The 18,281-nt window shown below is 64.4% G+C and carries 15 protein-coding genes and 4 tRNA genes; 2 read left to right on the top strand and 17 right to left on the bottom strand.

Annotated features, from left to right (window positions below; genetic code table 11):
* Positions 1 to 246 precede the first annotated feature (246 nt).
* From rplL to GTP77_RS07285, 11 genes are all read right to left on the bottom strand, one after another.
* On the bottom strand, positions 247 to 621 hold the full coding sequence (gene rplL / locus GTP77_RS07235) for a 50S ribosomal protein L7/L12 (RefSeq protein WP_161071489.1): 375 nt from the start codon (positions 619 to 621) through the stop codon (positions 247 to 249).
* Positions 622 to 685: 64 nt separating this feature from the next.
* Positions 686 to 1,210 (bottom strand): 50S ribosomal protein L10, encoded by a 525-nt coding sequence (gene rplJ / locus GTP77_RS07240; protein WP_161071490.1) that lies wholly within the window; start codon positions 1,208 to 1,210, stop codon positions 686 to 688.
* Positions 1,211 to 1,452: 242 nt separating this feature from the next.
* On the bottom strand, positions 1,453 to 2,148 hold the full coding sequence (gene rplA, locus GTP77_RS07245; protein ID WP_161071491.1) for a 50S ribosomal protein L1: 696 nt from the start codon (positions 2,146 to 2,148) through the stop codon (positions 1,453 to 1,455).
* Positions 2,149 to 2,150: 2 nt separating this feature from the next.
* The gene (gene rplK / locus GTP77_RS07250) at positions 2,151 to 2,582 is read right to left on the bottom strand and encodes a 50S ribosomal protein L11 (protein ID WP_161071492.1); all 432 of its coding nucleotides are present in this window, start codon (positions 2,580 to 2,582) and stop codon (positions 2,151 to 2,153) included.
* A gap of 124 nt (positions 2,583 to 2,706) precedes the next feature.
* Complete coding sequence (nusG, locus tag GTP77_RS07255) at positions 2,707 to 3,321, bottom strand: transcription termination/antitermination protein NusG (protein ID WP_161071493.1); 615 nt, start codon at positions 3,319 to 3,321, stop codon at positions 2,707 to 2,709.
* A complete protein-coding gene (secE, locus tag GTP77_RS07260; protein WP_161071494.1) occupies positions 3,321 to 3,704 on the bottom strand; it encodes a preprotein translocase subunit SecE in 384 nt (127 codons plus the stop codon). Before secE ends, nusG begins: the two co-directional genes overlap by 1 nt.
* Positions 3,705 to 3,740: 36 nt before the next feature.
* Positions 3,741 to 3,816, bottom strand: a tRNA-Trp gene (locus GTP77_RS07265).
* A gap of 74 nt (positions 3,817 to 3,890) precedes the next feature.
* Positions 3,891 to 5,081: an elongation factor Tu gene (gene tuf / locus GTP77_RS07270; protein WP_161071440.1), complete on the bottom strand. Its 1,191-nt coding sequence runs from the start codon at positions 5,079 to 5,081 to the stop codon at positions 3,891 to 3,893.
* A gap of 82 nt (positions 5,082 to 5,163) precedes the next feature.
* Positions 5,164 to 5,238: transfer RNA gene (locus tag GTP77_RS07275), tRNA-Thr, on the bottom strand.
* A gap of 38 nt (positions 5,239 to 5,276) precedes the next feature.
* Positions 5,277 to 5,350: transfer RNA gene (locus tag GTP77_RS07280), tRNA-Gly, on the bottom strand.
* A 49-nt stretch (positions 5,351 to 5,399) separates the two neighbouring features.
* Positions 5,400 to 5,483: transfer RNA gene (locus tag GTP77_RS07285), tRNA-Tyr, on the bottom strand.
* Between the two features lie 233 nt (positions 5,484 to 5,716).
* Between GTP77_RS07285 and GTP77_RS07290 the strand changes: the two genes are divergently transcribed.
* The gene (locus tag GTP77_RS07290; RefSeq protein ID WP_229202109.1) at positions 5,717 to 9,043 is read left to right on the top strand and encodes an EAL domain-containing protein; all 3,327 of its coding nucleotides are present in this window, start codon (positions 5,717 to 5,719) and stop codon (positions 9,041 to 9,043) included.
* A 33-nt stretch (positions 9,044 to 9,076) separates the two neighbouring features.
* Here GTP77_RS07290 and GTP77_RS07295 read toward each other — a convergent pair whose 3' ends face one another.
* The 4 genes from GTP77_RS07295 to GTP77_RS07310 form a co-directional block, all read right to left on the bottom strand.
* Positions 9,077 to 10,081, bottom strand: coding sequence for a hypothetical protein (locus GTP77_RS07295; protein ID WP_161071496.1), 1,005 nt, complete (start codon positions 10,079 to 10,081; stop codon positions 9,077 to 9,079).
* 88 nt (positions 10,082 to 10,169) lie between these two features.
* Positions 10,170 to 11,717: an HDOD domain-containing protein gene (locus GTP77_RS07300; RefSeq protein ID WP_161071497.1), complete on the bottom strand. Its 1,548-nt coding sequence runs from the start codon at positions 11,715 to 11,717 to the stop codon at positions 10,170 to 10,172.
* Positions 11,718 to 11,784: 67 nt separating this feature from the next.
* Entirely contained in the window at positions 11,785 to 13,476 is a 1,692-nt protein-coding gene (locus GTP77_RS07305; protein ID WP_229202110.1) for a tetratricopeptide repeat-containing response regulator, read from the bottom strand.
* Positions 13,477 to 13,657: 181 nt separating this feature from the next.
* On the bottom strand, positions 13,658 to 15,247 hold the full coding sequence (locus GTP77_RS07310; protein ID WP_161071498.1) for a DUF3369 domain-containing protein: 1,590 nt from the start codon (positions 15,245 to 15,247) through the stop codon (positions 13,658 to 13,660).
* Positions 15,248 to 15,442: 195 nt separating this feature from the next.
* On the opposite strand from GTP77_RS07310, the gene GTP77_RS07315 reads away from it, so the two are divergent.
* Positions 15,443 to 15,949 carry a chemotaxis protein CheW gene (locus GTP77_RS07315; protein WP_161071499.1) on the top strand — a complete coding sequence of 169 codons (507 nt, stop codon included), beginning with the start codon at positions 15,443 to 15,445 and terminating at the stop codon, positions 15,947 to 15,949.
* Positions 15,950 to 15,980: 31 nt separating this feature from the next.
* Here GTP77_RS07315 and GTP77_RS07320 read toward each other — a convergent pair whose 3' ends face one another.
* Positions 15,981 to 16,973 (bottom strand): J domain-containing protein, encoded by a 993-nt coding sequence (locus GTP77_RS07320; RefSeq protein WP_161071500.1) that lies wholly within the window; start codon positions 16,971 to 16,973, stop codon positions 15,981 to 15,983.
* A gap of 122 nt (positions 16,974 to 17,095) precedes the next feature.
* Positions 17,096 to 18,250: a class I SAM-dependent methyltransferase gene (locus GTP77_RS07325; RefSeq protein WP_161071501.1), complete on the bottom strand. Its 1,155-nt coding sequence runs from the start codon at positions 18,248 to 18,250 to the stop codon at positions 17,096 to 17,098.
* Positions 18,251 to 18,281: the final 31 nt, after the last annotated feature.

The following is an 18,281-nucleotide window of genomic DNA, read 5'->3' on the forward strand; positions in this document are numbered from 1 at the left end:
CGTGAGTGACAGAAAGGATAGAAAATTCAGGTTTTGCAAGGTGCGCTGCGGAACGAACGTCACACAGACGAAACCTCAAGCCTCTATCATTTCAGGTCGATATGATCAAACTGCAGCGTAGTTTGCTACAAATGCGCGCTACAAATACGACAAAGACGACAAAGGAGCCAAAGCCGGCATTCCTTCCTTTCGGAAGGAATGCCCCACTTTGACTCGCGGCGCTAACTGCTCGCCAGTACAACTAGATTACTTCAGGTCGGCCTTGGCGCCAGCTTCTTCCAGCTTCTTCTTGCCGGCTTCAGCGTCAGCTTTCGACAGAGCTTCTTTAACGACTTTTGGTGCGCCGTCAACTACGTCTTTAGCTTCTTTCAGGCCCAGACCGGTGATTTCGCGAACAACTTTGATCACGCCAACTTTGTTTGCGCCAACTTCGGACAGAACCAGGTTGAATTCGGTCTGTTCTTCAGCAGCTGCACCAGCGGTTGCGCCGCCGGCTGCTGGAGCAGCCATAGCTGCTGCCGACACGCCGAACTTCTCTTCGAAGGCCTTGACCAGTTCGTTCAGGTCCATTACGGACATTTCGCTCACTGCGTTCAGGATATCGTCTTTGGAAATTGCCATTTGAAACTCCTAATTTGTTTGTATGCTACAGAATTGATTACTTGAGAAAAAAAGCGCGCGGCTATTAAGCTGCGGTTTCTTCCGCTGCGGGAGCAGCGGCGCCTTCGCCTTTTTTCGCTGCCAGAGCAGCCAGACCACGTGCAAAGCCCGACACCGGAGCCAGCATAACGCCCAACAGCTGCGAGATGAGGACTTCACGGCTAGGAATGCTCGCCAGCGCGGTAACAGCAGCTTTATCCAGCTGTTTACCTGCGTAGTTACCGGCGACGATGACCATTTTGTCGTTGGTTTTAGCGAAGTCGTTGATGACTTTCGCTGCTGCCACGGCGTCATCCGAGATCGAGTAGATCAACGGACCGGTCATGCTGTCAGCCAGAGCGGCGAATTGCGTACCTTCAACAGAGCGACGAGCCAGCGTGTTCTTCAGAACACGCAGGTATACGCCCTGGGCACGCGCCTTAGCACGAAGTTGCGTCAAGTGACCAACCTGGATGCCACGGTACTCGGCCACGACGATGGTTTGCGCAGTTGCTACTTTTGCGGAAACTTCGGCGACGACGGCCTTTTTGTCATTCAGATTGAGACCCACGGTCAACCTCCTTAAATGATGTTTGGCAAATGCCGCACATCGGTTCGAACAACGGCGTCCGAGGTTAGGAGTCCACTGGACTGCAAAACTTGATCGGGTACACCATCTGCGTTGGGCGCCCTGCGGCAATTAACCGGAAACCTGCTTGCTGCCTCCGGCCCAACGGTCTTTGATTGCCTGCCCGCCGGAGCGGACAGCCCAAAGATGCGCCTCCGGCTTGCGCCGAAGGACTTGATTCTTTATTACGCTGCCAGGGTAGCGTGGTCAACACGGACGCCAGCGCCCATGGTCGACGAGATCGCTACTTTACGCAGGTACACGCCTTTCGACGATGCCGGCTTGGCCTTGTTCAGCGCTTCGATCAGGGCAACCAGGTTGCGCTTCAGATCGGCGTCGTCGAAGGATTTGCGGCCGATGGTCGCGTGGATGATACCAGCCTTGTCGGTACGGTACTGAACCTGGCCGGCTTTCGCGTTTTTCACGGCGGTAGCGACGTCAGGGGTTACGGTGCCGACTTTCGGGTTAGGCATCAGGCCGCGTGGGCCCAGGATCTGACCCAGGGTACCAACGATACGCATGGTGTCTGGCGAAGCGATGACGATGTCGAAAGGCATGTCGCCGGCTTTGACGCGCTCGGCCAGGTCTTCCATACCAACAACGTCGGCGCCGGCTGCTTTAGCAGCTTCAGCCTTTTCGCCGGAAGCGAATACCGCTACGCGGACGGTTTTGCCGGTGCCAGCTGGCAGCACGACGGAACCACGCACAACCTGGTCGGATTTCTTAGGATCCACACCCAGCTGTACCGACACGTCGATCGATTCGTTGAACTTGGCGGTCGCCAGTTCTTTGATCAGGGTGACAGCGTTGTCGAAAGCGTACACTTTGGTACGGTCTACTTTAGCCTTGATGGCTTGAGCGCGTTTGGACAGTTTTGCCATGATTAGATGCCCTCTACCGTGATGCCCATCGAACGTGCGGAACCAGCGATGGTGCGCACTGCTGCGTCCATGTCGGCGGCGGTCAGGTCCGGGGTCTTCAGTTTTGCGATTTCTTCAGCTTGGGCGCGGGTCAGCTTACCGACTTTGTCGGTATGTGGCTTCGGCGAACCCTTGGTGATACCCGAGTGCTTCTTGATCAGGTAGGTCGCTGGAGGGGTCTTCATCACGAAGGTGAACGACTTGTCGGCGAATGCGGTGATCACGACTGGGATCGGCATGCCTGGCTCCATACCTTGGGTCTGCGCGTTGAACGCTTTGCAGAATTCCATGATGTTCAGACCGCGCTGACCCAGCGCTGGACCGATTGGAGGGGATGGGTTTGCTTTACCTGCTGGCACTTGCAGCTTGATAAAGCCAATGATTTTCTTTGCCATTTGGGCACTTCCTATCTTTGGGTTTGAGTAGTAGCGCCCCGCCGGTACTTACATGGCAGGGCTCCTCTTGTCCGGATTGGCCTAGGCCGCGCTCCGGGGGGCGCCAGCCACAGAAAACTGCGGCTTAAACTTTTTCGACTTGGCCGAATTCCAGTTCAACCGGGGTGGCGCGGCCGAAGATGGTGACCGAGACGCGCACTTTGGACTTCTCGTAGTTCACTTCTTCCACGTTGCCGTTGAAGTCGGTGAACGGACCGTCCTTGATGCGGACTTGCTCGCCCACTTCGTACAGCACTTTCGGACGCGGCTTCTCCACGCCTTCCTGCATTTGCTGCATGATCTTGTCGATCTCGCGCGCAGGAATCGGGGTCGGCTTGTTCGATTTGCCGCCGATGAAACCGGTGACCTTGCTGGTGTTTTTCACCAGGTGCCAGGTTTCGTCGGTCATTTCCATTTCCACCAGCACGTAGCCAGGGAAGAAACGGCGTTCGGTGACCGACTTCTGGCCATTCTTGACTTCCACCACTTCTTCGGTGGGCACCAGGATCTGGCCGAATTGTTCTTGCATGCCGGCGCGTTCGACGCGTTCGGTCAGGGCGCGCTGGACGCTTTTTTCCATGCCGGAATAAGCATGCACGACGTACCAGCGCTTGTTGCTCACCGGTACGCTCAGCGCTGCGCCAGCCTCTTGCGGCGGCACTGCTTCGCCTGCCGCGTCATCTTGCACATTTTCGCTCATTATTGTTTCCAACCCAGAATCACGTCGTACAACAGGAATTCCAGCAACTTATCCGTGCCCCACAGGAACACAGCCATTACCAATACGAAGGCAAACACGATCAACGTGATTTGCGTCGCTTCTTTGCGCGTAGGCCAAACGACTTTTTTGGTTTCGCGGACGGCTTCTTTAGCGAAATTCAGGAATTCGCGGCCGGAGGTCGAGGTATACGCGATGCCAGCGGAAATAAGCAAACCACCCACTAGCGCAGCTGCCCGCACCAGGGATGGTTGACCTGCCAGGTAAAAGAACCCGACTACGCCTGCAATCGCAGCAACCACAGCCAGCACGACTTTGAACTTGTCGTTTGACGTGCTAACGGTTTGCACGGATTGATTAGACATTCTATTTTACTTTCGGTGCCCTGCACCTGAATTCGGTGGCAGGGGCGGAGGGCCTCGAACCCCCAACCTTCGGTTTTGGAGACCGACGCTCTGCCAATTGAGCTACGCCCCTACGTAAAACTTGATCAGTGAATCCGCAATTATAGCACCCGACTGCAGTCGGGCGCTAGTTCTTGGCGCAGATTCTTAGGCCAGGATTTTTGCTACCACGCCGGCGCCGACGGTACGGCCGCCTTCGCGGATTGCAAAACGCAGACCTTCTTCCATAGCGATCGGGTTGATCAGCTTAACAGTGATCGACACGTTGTCGCCTGGCATAACCATTTCTTTGTCCGCTGGCAGTTCGATCGAACCGGTCACGTCAGTCGTACGGAAGTAGAACTGTGGACGATAGTTGTTGAAGAACGGGGTGTGACGGCCGCCTTCGTCTTTCGACAGAACATAGATCTCGCCGGTGAAGTGGTTGTGCGGCTTGATCGAGCCTGGCTTCGCCAGAACCTGACCACGCTGTACGTCTTCACGCTTGGTGCCGCGCAGCAGCAGACCAACGTTGTCGCCTGCCTGACCCTGGTCCAGCAGCTTGCGGAACATTTCCACGCCGGTGCAGGTGGTTTTCACGGTGTCGGTGATACCAACGATTTCGATCTCTTCGCCGACCTTGATGATACCGCGCTCAACGCGACCGGTCACCACGGTGCCGCGGCCCGAGATCGAGAACACGTCTTCCACTGGCATCAAGAAGGCGCCGTCCACTGCGCGCTCTGGCGTAGGGATGTAGCTGTCCAGTGCGTCGGCCAGAGCCATGATGGCTACTTCGCCCAGAGGACCAGTGTCGCCGTCCAGTGCTTTACGTGCCGAACCTTTGATGATTGGCAGGTCGTCGCCTGGGAACTCGTATTTCGACAGCAGCTCGCGCACTTCCATCTCAACCAGTTCCAGCAGCTCTTCGTCGTCGACCAGGTCGCACTTGTTCAGGAACACAACGATGTATGGAACGCCAACTTGGCGGGCCAGCAGGATGTGCTCGCGGGTCTGTGGCATTGGGCCGTCAGCTGCGGAGCAAACCAGGATCGCGCCGTCCATCTGCGCTGCACCGGTAATCATGTTTTTGATGTAGTCGGCGTGGCCTGGGCAGTCAACGTGAGCGTAGTGACGCGATGCGGTCTCGTACTCAACGTGGGCGGTGTTGATGGTAATGCCGCGTGCTTTTTCTTCTGGAGCAGCATCGATCTGGTCGTATGCTTTGGCTTCGCCGCCGAATTTCTTCGACAGAACGGTAGCGATTGCAGCCGTCAGGGTGGTCTTGCCATGGTCAACGTGACCGATGGTGCCGACGTTCACGTGCGGTTTAGTCCGCTCGAATTTACCTTTTGCCATTTTAGACTCCTAACAATTTGATAAGTGTGCAGGGCACGCGCCCGACTGCTTGAGGATGCTGCTTGCTTGATACTGCGAATTCTGGTGCCCTTTACGTGGATTGAACACGTGGCCTCTCCCTTACCAAGGGAGTGCTCTACCACTGAGCTAAAAGGGCTTTATTTGTTGCGATGTACCACATAGATGCAAGCTAACTGGAGCGGGTGAAGGGAATCGAACCCTCGTCGTAAGCTTGGAAGGCTTCTGCTCTACCATTGAGCTACACCCGCGAGGTTTAGATCATCTTCACTGCTATCACTCAGTTTTCTTGCAAAAACTTGGTGGAGGGGGCTGGATTCGAACCAGCGTACTCGAAAGAACAGATTTACAGTCTGTCGCCTTTAACCACTCGGCCACCCCTCCGCGAGGAACCGCAGAGTATGAAGCAACTTCTTTGACTTGTCAACACTGTCTGCAGAATTTTTCGACTTCATTTTCTGCAAGCTGCGATGTTTCGTCTGCTTCGGGGCGAGATTGTAATCACAAGAATGTGATTGTGCAAGTGTTGTTTTTAAGTTGAATGATTTCTTATAGAATCGACATCTTGACGCACTCGTCCGATGCGCCGGAACTGGCCCCGACTGGAGCAGCCGATTTTGCAAGCACACGCCTTTCCCCCAGCCCCCTCCTCCCGCCGGCGCTCCCTGCTGCTGGCCAACGCCGCCCTGCTGCTGGCCTATCTGGCCGCCGGCCGCCTGGGCCTGGAGATGGCGCTGGGCGCAGCCTACGCCAGCCCGCTGTTCGTGCCGGCCGGCATCGCCCTGGCCACGGTGTTTACGCTGGGGCCGCGCCTGCTGCCGGCGGTGGCGCTGGGCGCGGTGCTGGTCAACCTGCTGCCGCTGGGCAGCGCCGCCGCGCCGGGCTGGCCTTCGGGACTGGCCCTGCTGGCCGCACTGGCCGCCGGCGCCGGCGCCACCCTGCAAGCCTGGGTGGCCATGCTGGTGCTGCGGCGCGCGGTGCAGCCGGCGCTGGGGCGCGGACGCGACGTGCTGGGCTTTATGCTGCTGGCGCCGCTGCTGGCCCTGGTCAGCTGCACGGTGGCGATAGGCGGCAACGGCCTGCTCGGCACGCTGCCCCCGGCCGCGCTGCCGGTCAACTGGTTCACCTGGTGGCTGGGCGACACCACCGGCATCCTGCTGGCCGCGCCGCTGACCTGGATCGCCATCGGCCAGCCGCGCCCGCTGTGGCGCCGCCGCCGCTGGCTGGCGGGCCTGCCGCTGCTGGTCTCGAGCGCGGTGTTCGTCGGCATCTACTTCCAGGTCGAACACTGGGAGAACGTGCAGCAGCTGCAAACCTTCCGCCTCAAGTCGCAGCAGCTGGGCGACTTGCTGCAAGCCCAGTTCAGCGAGCACGAGCGCTTCATCTACGCCATGTCCAAGGCGCTCAACGACCCGCAGCGCGCAATCGCCGCGAGCGACTTCAGCAATTTCGCCTCCGGCTATCTCGACAAGCGCCCCGAGCTGCTGTCCATGAGCTGGCTCAAGCCCATTGGCCGCGCGCAGCGCGCCGCTTACGAACAATGGGGCAAGCAGGCCATCGATCCCGCCTTCGAAGTGCGCGAAGGCGGCGGCGAGCACCGCATGCAGCGCGCCGGCGAACGCCCGGAATACATGGTGTCGACCTATATCGAGCCCATCAGCAGCAGGCGCTACCTCGGCATCGACTTCCTCAGCGAGCCGGTGCGCGCCGAGGCCGTGCGGCAGGCGCTGCGCAGCGGCCAGCCCTCGGTCAGCGCTCCCATCTCGCTGTTCCGCCATGCAGAGAAGAACGGCCTGATCCTGCTGCAGGCCGTGCAGGCGCCGGGCGACGCCGCCAGCACCATAGGCATGCTGCTGATCTCCATCCATGCGGACTCCTACATCGAACGCGCCATCGCGCAGGTGAACTTCCCGGCCATGCAGGTGCGCCTGCAGGACGCGAGCGCCGCGCAGCCGCGCACCCTGTACGACCACCTTCCGCCTTCCGTGCGGGGCGCGGCGGACGGCGCGGCGGCAAGTGCGGCGGCGCAGGTGCAGCGCCGCCTGCGCTTCGGCGGCCGCGACTACCTGCTGACCGCGGCGCCCACGGCCGACTACGCGGCGGCCCAGCGCGGCTGGCAGAGCTGGACCGTGCTGACCTGCGGCCTGCTGCTGACGGCGCTGCTGGGCGGCATGATGCTGCTGATCTCGGGCGAGCGCGCGCTGATCCAGGACCAGGTGAAGGACGCCACGCGCCGCCTGCGCGAGCGCGAAGCGCGCCTGCAGGCCATCCTCGACAAGGCGGCCGACGCCATCCTCACCATCGCCAGCGACGGCACGCTGGTGTCGGCCAACGGCGCGGCCGGGCGCCTGTTCGGCTACGCGCCCGAGCAAATGCCCGGCCTGCGCCTGGAGCATCTGCTGCCGCTGGCCGAAGGCGAGACCGCCTCCGGCCTGCTGCGCGCGGTCGCCAGCGGCGTGACCCACGAGCACGAAGCCACCGGCTGGCGCAGCGACGGCAGCGCCTTCCCGCTGGCGCTGTCGGTGAGCGAGGTCGAGCTGCCGGACGAGCACCTGTTCGTCGCCATCCTGCACGACCTGACCGAGCAGCAACGCGCGCAGGAGCGCATCCACCGCCTGGCCCACCACGACCCGCTCACGGGGCTGGACAACCGCTTGTCGCTGAACCTGCGCCTGGACCAGCTGCTGGCCCAGGCGCGCCGCAGCCAGGGCACCGGCGCGGTGATGTTCATCGACCTCGACCACTTCAAGAAAATCAACGACACGCACGGCCACCAGGTGGGCGATCTGCTGCTGATCGGCGTGGCCAACCGGCTGCGCGAACTGCTGCGCGAAATCGACTCCATCGCCCGCCTGGGCGGCGATGAATTCATCGTCCTGGCGGGCAGCGCACCCGGCAACCCGATTACGCCGGACAGCGCCAGCCAGATCGCGGTGCGCATCGTCGACGCGCTCAGCGCGCCATTTGTGCTGCAGGGGAAAACCATCCACAGCGGCGCCAGCGTGGGCGTGGCCATGTTCCCGTCCGACGGCGGCGACGCCCCCACGCTGCTGCGCCACGCCGACACCGCCATGTACGCCGCCAAGAGCCAGGGCCGGGGCAATTTCCAGTTCTTCTCGCCTTCGATGAACGCCGCCACGCATGAACGGCTGCTGCTGGAAAGCCGGCTGTGGCAGGCGCTGGAGCAAAACGAATTCGAGCTCTACCTGCAGGCGCAGGTGGAACTGGAGGGCGGCGGCGTGATCGGCGCCGAGGCGCTGCTGCGCTGGCACCATCCCGAGCTGGGCATGGTGGGGCCGGACCGCTTTATCCCCATCGCCGAGGAATCGGGCCTGATACTGCCGCTGGGCGACTGGGTGCTGAGGCGCGCCGTGGAACGGCTGCAGCTGTGGCGGGACGGCGGCCTGGGCCATCTGCGGCTGGCGGTCAACCTGTCGGCGCGGCAATGCCACGGCAGCGCGCTGCTGCCGCAGCTGGACCGGCTGCTGGCCGAGAGCGGCATCAACCCCGCCCTGCTGGAGCTGGAGATCACCGAATCGGCCGCCATGCAGGATCCCGAGCACAGCCGCAAGCTGCTGCGCGAACTGCGCTCGCGCGGGCTGAAGGTGGCCATCGACGACTTCGGCACCGGCTACTCCTCGCTGAGCTACCTGAAGCTGTTCGAGCTGGACCGCATCAAGATCGACCGGGGCTTTGTGAAGGACATCGAGACCGACCCGAACGACGCGGTGATCGTCGCCGCCACCATCGCGCTGGCCCATTCGCTGGGGCTGGCGGTGGTGGCCGAGGGCGTGGAAACGGCGGCCCAGCGCGAGTTCCTGCGCAGCAAAGGCTGCGAGGAAGCGCAGGGCTATCTGTTCGCCCGGCCGGTGCCGGTGGAGCAGTTTGAGGCGCTGGCGCGCGCCGGCATGGCGGGTTACGCCGAGCTCGGCGCCCCCAGCTAACCCGCCCGACGGTCACGGCAAGCTGAGGAAGCGCTAGCGCAGCAGGGGCGCGATGTCCTCGCCCAGCTTCTCCTGCGCCAGCGGGAGGATGCGGCTGGCGTCGCCGGACGCCAGCACGGCGCTGATCCATTCCTGCACGGCGGCGCGGCCATGGCGGCTTTCAAGGCCGTCGAACAGCGCCAGCGCCGCACCGTAAAGGCCCTCCACGTCGGACATGTCCTGCACGAAGTCGCCGGGGCCGAATTTGAACGGCCCTTTCGGCACATAGGACGGATCTTTCGCCTTGAGGGCGCGTTCCTCGCTGCTCATCTGGCGTTCTATTGCCTCCGGACGGACACGCATGCCGCCCCAGGCGCCCAGATGGGGCGCGTCCAGCTTTGCGCGCTCGGCGGCCAGCCCGGCGCGCCGCTGCTCGGCCATGTCGGGCCGCACCTGGCGCGTGACCTGCAGGCCCGCCCATTCCGCATGCCCCTCCTGGAACCAGCGCGGCAGTTTGAAGGCGGCGCGGGACTGGCTGAAGTGCACCTGCTCGTGGGGCATCACCCCGATCAGGAAATGCAGCGCGGCTTCGTCCCAGGCGGCCGAGCGGAACACATTCAGCCAGCGCGCCTCGCCGGTCTTGGGAGCCACATAATCCGGCTTGGTGGTGATGGTCATGGCCGACCAGTGCACGTCCCGGCGCGCGTCGGGAATGACGGGAGCCAGCAGGTCCAGCAGGCCGAGGTAGCACGCGGCCTTGGACTCCACGCCCTGGGCCAGCGCGGGCTCGAAATAAATCCTGGCCGTAGCGCCTGTCGCCGCCGAACGCGCCTCGGCATACGGCAGATCGCCCACAGCGCCGGGCGCCACGGTCACGGCAATGCCGGGCACGGCTGCGGCGCCGGCGGCGGCCAGGCTGCAGGCCTGGTCCAGCGCCCCGGTGGGCGCTGGCTGCGCCGCCGCTGCCGCCGCGCAAACGGACAATTGCAGCGCCGGCAGCAGCCGGCGCCGGACGGCAGGCTTGAATTGGAAATTAGCGAATTGCAGACGACCTTTCACACACACTCCCCGTGACGATTTGCGCCATCATTCCACGGCGAAACCTTTTCGGTTAGTTAATTTTGGTAAATTCTGGTAAAGGCCGGACTCAGGACGGCGTCAGCGCCACCAGCACCTGGCCCTTGAGGGCGCGGATCAGCGAGGTTTCGTCGGGCGGCACGCCTTCGGGCGCCGGCTCGCTGCGGTCGGCGTAGAACAGGCCCAGCTGCACGCCCTGCACCACCAGCGGCAGCACGATGAAGCTGCGCGCGTCCGGCAGCAGCTTGCGGTGCCAGGCCGGCAGCAGGTCGCGGATTTTCGGCGTGCTGGCGTCGGCGATCATCAGGTCGGCGTCGTTCTGCATGGCCAGGTGGAACAGGTCGCTGCCGGGCGCCATCGGAAACGCGAACTCGGCCATGCGCGCGGCGTGTTTTTCGCCGAACGCGATGCGCGCCCGGAAGGTGCCTGCGCGCGCGTCCTTCAGGCACACGGTGGCGTAGCGGAAACCCATGCTGCGGTACAGGGTTTCGAGCACCGCCTGGATCACCTCGTTGACCTTGCAGCGCCCCGCCGCGCGCATCTGCGCCACTTCCTGCACGCCCGCCAGCAGCTGCTCGCGCGCGTTGTAGGGCTTGCCGCTGGCGTGCTGGCCTTCGGGCAGCTTGCCGCCCGCGTCCATGGTGGCCAGCAGCAGCACATTGGGCAGGCCCTCGGCGCTCTCCTCGGCCGGCGGCGGCGCCGGCTGCAGCTGCAGCGTGTCCAGCAGCTCGTCCATCTCGCCGCGTATCGCGCCCAGCATCTCCGCCATCCGCTGCCGCTCCAGTCCCAGCGCCGCGCCGTAGCGCTCGAACAGGGCCTTGAGCACGTCGTCCGCCAGCCCGCCCGGGCGCACCAGCGCGCGCGCCGCGTCCATGCTGAAGGAGACCACCAGCCGCACCCAGTCCTGCCGGTTCGGCGGCGGCTTCTGCACCGGCGCCGGCGGCAGCGCGCCGATGGAGCGCACGATCACGTCCGGGATCTTCCATTCGTTGAGGATGGCGGCCGACAGCGTGTCGTAGGTGCTGCCCAGTATCATCTGCGAGGCCTGGCTGATGCTGTGCGCACCGCCCGCCACCAGCACATTGATCTCGCGGTAGCGCTCGTGATGCTGGGACGCGATCAGCAGCGGGCCGATATTCTTGAACAGGGCGCCGATGGAGGCTTCCTCCGCCCCCTGGTAGGCCGACAGGCGCGCCAGCTCGCGCCCGATCAGGCTGGCGCACAGCGCCGCCTCCAGCTCCACCCGCACGCTTTGCGCGTGCTTGCTGTTGGCCAGCGTGTCCACCAGCAGCATGGCCAGCGCGGTGGTCTTCACGTTGTCGAAGCCGAGCAGGGAAATGGCGCGCGAGATGGTGGTGACGGCGATGCCGCCCACGGTGCGGTAGCGCGGCGTGTTGGCAATGCGCAGCACTTTCTGCGTCAGCGCGGCGTCCGACAGCACGTAGTAGGCCAGCTCCTGGGTGCCGCCCTCGTCCGAGTCCACCAGCTGCACCACGCGCGCCACCGACACGCCCAGCGCGAACACGCCCTCGTCGCTGCACAGCTTTTTCAGCAGGGGACCGCGCACGGGGCGCGTGTCGAGGCTGGCGGGCGATGGGGGCGGCGAAGCAGACGGCATGGTGCGGTATCCAGCTATGCCCTATCAGGGCGGCAATCCATTGTAGCGCCGCGCGCGCCGCGCCGCGTCAGATTGCCGCCAGCCGTCCGGCCCGGATGTTGTATTTCTTCAATATGTCCTGGTGCAGGGCGGACAGCGCGCCCAGCTTGGGGTTGGACGGGTCCAGCCGCCGCACGCTGGCGATCAGGTTCAGCGCGTCCTGCCCCAGGGTGCCGTCCCAGCCGGTGTTCTCCAGGCATTTGAGCACCGCCACGGCCGCGTTGAAGACCACCTGGCCGTTGTCGGGCAGCTTGGCCACCGCTTCCATCATCAGCTCGACGGCGCCCTTGTAGTCGCCTTCCTTGGCGCGCGCGGCGCCCACGGCCACCATGTCCACCACTTCCTGCCGGCTTTCCGCCGCCAGCTGCTGCGCCAGCTCGCCCTGCCCCGCGTCCTCCAGCACGCGCATGGCCTTGGCCATGGCGGCGGGGTTGCCGGCATTGCGCATCACGCCGCGCAGCACTTCGGCGGCCTGCTCCGGCTTGCCGCCTTCCAGGCAGGTGCGCGCCAGGTCCAGCCGCAAGTCGTTGGACAGGCCGGTGGCGCGGCGGCAGCCGGCCAGCGCGAACTGGATGGATTCGTCCAGCCGCGTCTGGTTGCCGGTGTACTCGTGCAGCATGGCCGAGGAGATGGCGCTGCACACGGCCGTGTTGCGCTGCCCGGCCAGCGATTTGTCCAGGTCGCGGATGACGGCGGCGGCCTGCACCGGATCGCCCTTGCGCACCAGCGTGGACACCAGCCGCGCGTGGTCCTCGGGGTCGCGGAATTCGGAATAGCGGGCCTTGCTGACCACCTGCTTCCAGGCCTGCTCGGCGGCGTCCAGGTCGCCCGCCTCCAGCGCCACCTCGCCCAGCCTGCGCAAACGGCGCACGGCGTGCGGCGACAGCTCCACCGCCTCGCTCAGCACGGCTTGCGCGCCGCTCCAGTCGCTGCCCACCTCGTGGGTGCGCGCCAGCCAGTCATAGGCGTCCAGGAAGCGCTTGTTCTGCTCCACCAGCGCGCCCAGCATGGCCTGCGACTCGCTGTGCAGGCCTTGCAGGAACAGGCACTTGGCCTGGCCCAGCCGCGCCCAGTGGATGTTTTTGCTGGCGTACAGCTCCGCGTAGATGGGTTCGGCCAGTTCCGGCTCGCCGAGCTCCATGTGCAGCTCGGCGCGCAGGCGCTGGAAGTCGGCCACGTAGCGCGGCTGCTGCTGCTCGCCGTCCAGGCAGGCGGCGATGGCGCCGCGCTGGTCGCCCAGCGCCACCAGCTGGTGGATGCCGGACAGCGCCTGGCGCTTGTCGAAGGCGCGCGCGATGCGCTCCAGCATATTGTCGGCCGTGAAAGGTTTCAGGATGTAGTCGTTGGGCTGCAGCTCGGCGGCGCTGACCACCTTGTTGAACTGGCCCTCGCCGGTGACCATGAAAAACAGCGTGGCGGGCTGGATCAGGCGGTGGTGGCGCAGGTCCTCCAGCATCTGCTGGCCGTCCTGGCCACCGTCCAGGCAGTATTCGCACAGCACGATGTCGTAAGTCTTGCTGGAAAGCATGCGGATGGCCTGACCGGAACTGCTGGCGTCCTCGATCCGGGTCACGCCGCACAGGTTGAGCATATTGTGCAGGCTGGCACGCATGCCGGGATGCGGCTCGATGGTGAGCGCGCTGACGCCGGCTGCAAGGCCGGCTGTAAGGCGTGCAGGCTGGCTGGCCCGCCCCGCGGTGAAACCCATAGGCTGATTCATTATTCTTTCCGCAATCCGTCTGCGCATGGGCGAGGCGCACGTGATGGCAGCGGCGCGCAGGGATGCGGCGGCAGACTGCCTGTAGGCAAAGTATATTACGGAAGTGTGAGAATCTGTGACATTCCCCTGAAAATGCGGCATTGCAGCGGGGCCAACCCGCCACAATGCCGCAGCGGATGTCTTATTTCGCGGACGGTGGCTGCTGGCCCAGTTCCGGATCCCGCTCGATCACGTCCAGCAGCGCCAGCACCACTTCGGGGTCGAACTGGCTGCCGCTGCGAGCCTTGATGTAGGTCATCACCTCAGGGTAGGGCCACGGTTCCTTGTACGGGCGCTCGTGCAGCAGGGAGTCGAACACGTCCACCACCGCCACGATGCGGGCGGAAATGGGAATAGCGCGCCCTTTCAGGCCGTTCGGATAGCCGGCACCGTCGAAATGCTCGTGGTGCGCACCGGCGATCTCGGCGCCATAAGTCAGATAGCTGACGCCGTCGACCATATTGGCGGCGCGTTCCAGGATGGTGCGGCCGACGTTGGCGTGGGTCTGCATCTGCACCCGCTCGTCGGGCGTGTGCAGGCCCGGCTTGAGCAGGATACGGTCCGGCGTCGCCACCTTGCCCACGTCGTGCAGGATGCTGGCCAGGCCTATCATGTCGAGCAGCTGCGGGGTCAATTCGTCCTCGTAGACGCCGCGCTCCTTCATGCGCGCGGCGATGGCGGTCGACAGCGCCTGCACGCGGCGCACATGGCCGCCGGTGCCGCTGTCGCGGAACTCGGCCAGGTCGGCCAGCGCTACCACGGTGGCCTCCTGCGCCTTGCGCAGCTGGCCGAACATGTACAGGTTGTCGAAGGCGGCGGCGATACGCTGACAGAACACTTCCAGCAGGTCACGCTGGATCTGCGCCAGCGGCCACGGCGGCGTGACGGAGATCGCCACTTCCCGGTCCTGGGTGTGGATGAACAGCACGTTGGCCGGATGCTCGAACTGGCTTTTCTTTTCGGAGAAGGCCTTGGCGATGGCCGGCCACAGCGGATGCTCGGACGGCATGCGCTCGTTCTCGGCCAGCGGCGCATAGCCGCCGGTGGCGGCCACCACGGTGGCCGGGCCGGTGTCGCCCTGCATCAGGCACAGCACGCCGTCGGCGCCCACGTCCAGGATGGCGGACACCTGGTTCAGCACGCCCGAGGCGAACTCGCGCAGCGAGTGGATCTGGTACAGATTGGTGGCGCCGGCCAGGATCTTGCCCAGGCCCACGCGGCTGCGCTCGAGCATGTTCAGGCTCTCGTAGGCGCGCAGCGCGGAGATGACCGTGGTGAACAGCTTCTGCGTGGTCAGCTCGGTCTTGGCTTTGTAGTCGTTGATGTCGTATTCGATGATGACGCGCTGCTCGGGCGCCTGGCCGGGCTGGCCGGTGCGCAGCACCACGCGCACGATGGCGTTGTGCAGTTCCTCGCGGATGCGGCGCGCCAGCAGCAGGCCGGCATCGTCGGTTTCCATCACCACGTCGAGCAGCACCAGGGCAATGTCGGGGGTGTCGCGCAGGATGTCGTAGGCTTCGCGCCCGCTGTAGGCGGAGAACAGCTCCAGTTCGCGGCCCTTGAAGCTGACATTGCGCAGCGCCAATCGGGTGACCGCATGCACGTCCACGTCGTCGTCGACGATCAGCACGCGCCACAGGCGCTGGTCCGGCGCCGGCAAGCCGGCCGGCGCCACTTCCTCATCGTCCTCGTCGAGCAGCCAGTTGTCGTCTGAGGCGTTTGAATCGGTCATACATTCTCCAAGGTCGCGCGAGGCTGCGCGGTTTGCGCGCGCGGCTCCCGCGGCGCGCGCCGTCTGGTTCCCAGCATAATCAGAATTTGCCAGCCTGACAACCCCCGCCAAAGGTGCCGCCGTCCGTTTTCCAACAATAGCAAATGCCCCGGAAAACGGCTACCCTGATAACATCCCTCATGCGAAGGAGCCACCATGCAAGACGCCGCCAACAACACCAATACCGCCAGCAACCCCGGCAGCGACAGCGACGGCCGCGAGTTCCTGGCCTTCAAGCTAGGCAAGGAAGAGTACGGCATCGACATCCTGAAGGTGCAGGAGATCCGGGGCTATGAGGCGGTCACGCGCATCGCCAGCGCGCCGGAATTTATCAAGGGCGTGATTAATTTGCGCGGCATCATCATCCCGGTGGTGGATATGCGCATCAAGTTCCACCTGGGCGAGCCGGTGTATGACGACTTTACCGTCGTGATCATTCTCAACATCAAGGGCCGCGTGGTGGGCATGGTGGTGGACAGCGTGTCGGACGTGACCACGCTGATGCCGGAACAGATCAAGCCGGCGCCGGAAATGGGTACGGCTTTCAGCACCGAGTATGTGCTCGGGCTGGGCACCATAGACGAGCGCATGCTGATACTGGTCGATATCGATACGCTGATGTCCAGCCCGGAGATGGGGCTGATTGAGAGTTTGCAGCCGTGACGCACGGCGGGTTACGCTGCGCTAACCCGCCCTACTTTCTGCAGTTGGTCTTGTCGGCTGATGGGTCGATGTTCTGGTAGCGGATTTCGTACTTGCCGCTGGCCAGCTTGTCGACCACCCAGGTGTCGCGCGCCAGCACGTAGGCGTAGCGCACATTGGATTTGCGCTCCAGGTCGTAGACCTTGATGAACACGGCCGAGTCGTTGCCGGCGTTGTCCAGCGTGAGCTGCATGTCCTCGCCCTTGTTGCTGACCGGGAAGCCGGCCACGTAGCCGGACTGCGCCGGCCAGGCTTCGCCGTTGGGCGCGGCCAGCGCGGGCGCGTCGGCGTCGCAATCGGCCGGGGCGGCGGTGGCCGTGCCCGGCAGCACCACTTGCGACAGCGCCACCACCTTGATCAGCGGCGCGCGCAGCACGCCGCTTTCGGTCGCGTAAGGCTTGGCGACGGCCCAGCTGTCGGCCAGCGGATCGTTCCTGGCTTCGGCCCTGGCGGCCGGCGCCGGGGTGGCGGACGGCGCCGGCCCGGTCATGCCCGCCGCCGCGCTCAGTTCGCTCTTGCTGCCCAGCGCTGCGGCCAGCACCGCCTGCAGGCGCGGCTGGCCGGCCGACACCACGCCGCCCACCCAGCCCACCACCAGGCTCAGGCCCAGCGCCACGCCCCATTTCCAGTTGCGGCGCCAGCCCGAACGCACCGCGCGCGGTTCGTCCATATGTTCCGGCCAGGCATGCTCCGGTCCCGCGTGCCGGGGCGCCTTATGGCCGTCCTCGTGGCGCGTGCTTTCCAGCCATTCGATTTCCCATTCCTCGGCCGCGATCCACTCGTCATGCTCCTTGCGGCGCTGTGGATCGGCCAGCGTGCCATAGGCGCTGTTGAGGATGGCCATGATGCGCGCCGCCTTTTCGTCGCCCGGATTCTTGTCCGGGTGGTATTTCTGGCTGAGCGCCTTGTAGGCGGCACGTATGACTTCCTGCGGCGCCATGCGCGCCACTTTCAGGTTGTCATAGTGAGTGTGTATCTTTCCCATCGTTCCGTTAACTTTTCGACAAGCGCGCCGCGACGGGTGGCCGCGCTGAATCGACCATCATAGCTGATTCCGGGCCGTCAAACCCATCAAACAGCCGACGAAAAGCGGTGCAATTCGCGCAATCAGAGCCGGTGGCTGCGATCGGCGGCGGCCAGCTGGGCTGGCAATTCCACATTCTTTCCTATGACCAACACCTTAAACAGCTCGCCCATCTCGGCCGGCGACACAAGTTTCTGCAAAGCATTGGCCTGTGGCAAATATGCCATAGCGTCGGACGGATCGGTGCGCAGCAGCAGCTCGCCCACGCCGGCGCCGATCAGGAAAGCGGCCTGGTTCATATAGGCCAGCACGTCGGCGCCCGCGTCCTGCGCGGCCACGGCGGCGGCGGTGAAGTCCACGTGGGCGGTGATGTCCTGCAGGCCGGGCAGGTAGAAGGGCTCGGCGTGGGCGTGGTGGCGGTAGTGGCACATCAGCGTGCCCTTGTCGCGCTGGTCCAGATAGTACTCGTGGCCGGGGAAGCCGTAGTCGAGCAGCACGGCGGCGCCGCTGCCCTGGGCCAGCATGCGGCCCAGCGTAGCCATGAAGCCGCAGGCGGTGCCGTGCAGCTCGGTTTCATAACCGTCCGGCAGCTCGGCTTCCTGCTCGGCGCCGACCTGGCTGGCCAGCTGCCGCTGCAGCTCGGCGCTCATGGGCTGTTCCTCGTAGGCGAAGCCGCCGTCCTGGATGGTGACGTACAGTTCGCGCCAGCCGCCAGCGGTCTTGCGCACCAGCTGCACCGGCATGGCGTCCAGCACCTCGTTGCCGAACACGGCGCCGTCCCAGCGCTCGGGCAGCGCGTCCAGCCATACCACCTGCGGGAAGCCGCCCAGCAGCGCCTGCTGGCGCGCGCGCAGCTCGCCGGACAGTTCCACAATCGCGTATTGCTCCAGCTCTATCCCGGCGGCCTTCAGCTCGGTCAGGATGTCGAAGGCCAGCTTGCCGGTGCCGGCGCCGAACTCGAGGATGCGGGGCGCGCTTTGAGCGATAATAGCGGCTGCCACATGGGCCAGCGTGGCGCCGAACAGCGGCGTCAGCTCGGGGGCGGTTGTAAAATCGCCATCCTTGCCCAGCTTGGCGGCGCCGCCGCTGTAGTAGCCCAGGCCGGGCGCGTACAAGGCCAGTTCCATGAAGCGGGTGAAGGGGATGGCGCCGGGCGCGCGCTCGATTTCGGCGGCGATCAGGTGCTGCAGGGCGTGGGACGCGGCCAGCGCGTCGCTAGTGGGTGCGGGTAAGCTCATCCCGGCATTTTAAACAATTCGATGGAACTAT

The organism is Pseudoduganella aquatica, from assembly GCF_009857595.1.
Classification (GTDB): Bacteria; Pseudomonadota; Gammaproteobacteria; order Burkholderiales; family Burkholderiaceae_D; genus Rugamonas; species Rugamonas aquatica_A.

Bases quoted from the DNA above. Each gene is read 5' to 3' on its own strand.
- rplL (WP_161071489.1), bottom strand. From the start codon at position 621: ATGGCAATTTCCAAAGACGATATCCTGAACGCAGTGAGCGAAATGTCC.
- rplA (WP_161071491.1), bottom strand. From the start codon at position 2,148: ATGGCAAAACTGTCCAAACGCGCTCAAGCCATCAAGGCTAAAGTAGAC.
- rplK (WP_161071492.1), bottom strand. From the start codon at position 2,582: ATGGCAAAGAAAATCATTGGCTTTATCAAGCTGCAAGTGCCAGCAGGT.
- nusG (WP_161071493.1), bottom strand. From the start codon at position 3,321: ATGAGCGAAAATGTGCAAGATGACGCGGCAGGCGAAGCAGTGCCGCCG.
- secE (WP_161071494.1), bottom strand. From the start codon at position 3,704: ATGTCTAATCAATCCGTGCAAACCGTTAGCACGTCAAACGACAAGTTC.
- tuf (WP_161071440.1), bottom strand. From the start codon at position 5,081: ATGGCAAAAGGTAAATTCGAGCGGACTAAACCGCACGTGAACGTCGGC.
- GTP77_RS07300 (WP_161071497.1), bottom strand. From the start codon at position 11,717: ATGCCGTCTGCTTCGCCGCCCCCATCGCCCGCCAGCCTCGACACGCGC.
- GTP77_RS07305 (WP_229202110.1), bottom strand. From the start codon at position 13,476: ATGAATCAGCCTATGGGTTTCACCGCGGGGCGGGCCAGCCAGCCTGCA.
- GTP77_RS07310 (WP_161071498.1), bottom strand. From the start codon at position 15,247: ATGACCGATTCAAACGCCTCAGACGACAACTGGCTGCTCGACGAGGAC.
- GTP77_RS07315 (WP_161071499.1), top strand. From the start codon at position 15,443: ATGCAAGACGCCGCCAACAACACCAATACCGCCAGCAACCCCGGCAGC.
- GTP77_RS07320 (WP_161071500.1), bottom strand. From the start codon at position 16,973: ATGGGAAAGATACACACTCACTATGACAACCTGAAAGTGGCGCGCATG.
- GTP77_RS07325 (WP_161071501.1), bottom strand. From the start codon at position 18,250: ATGAGCTTACCCGCACCCACTAGCGACGCGCTGGCCGCGTCCCACGCC.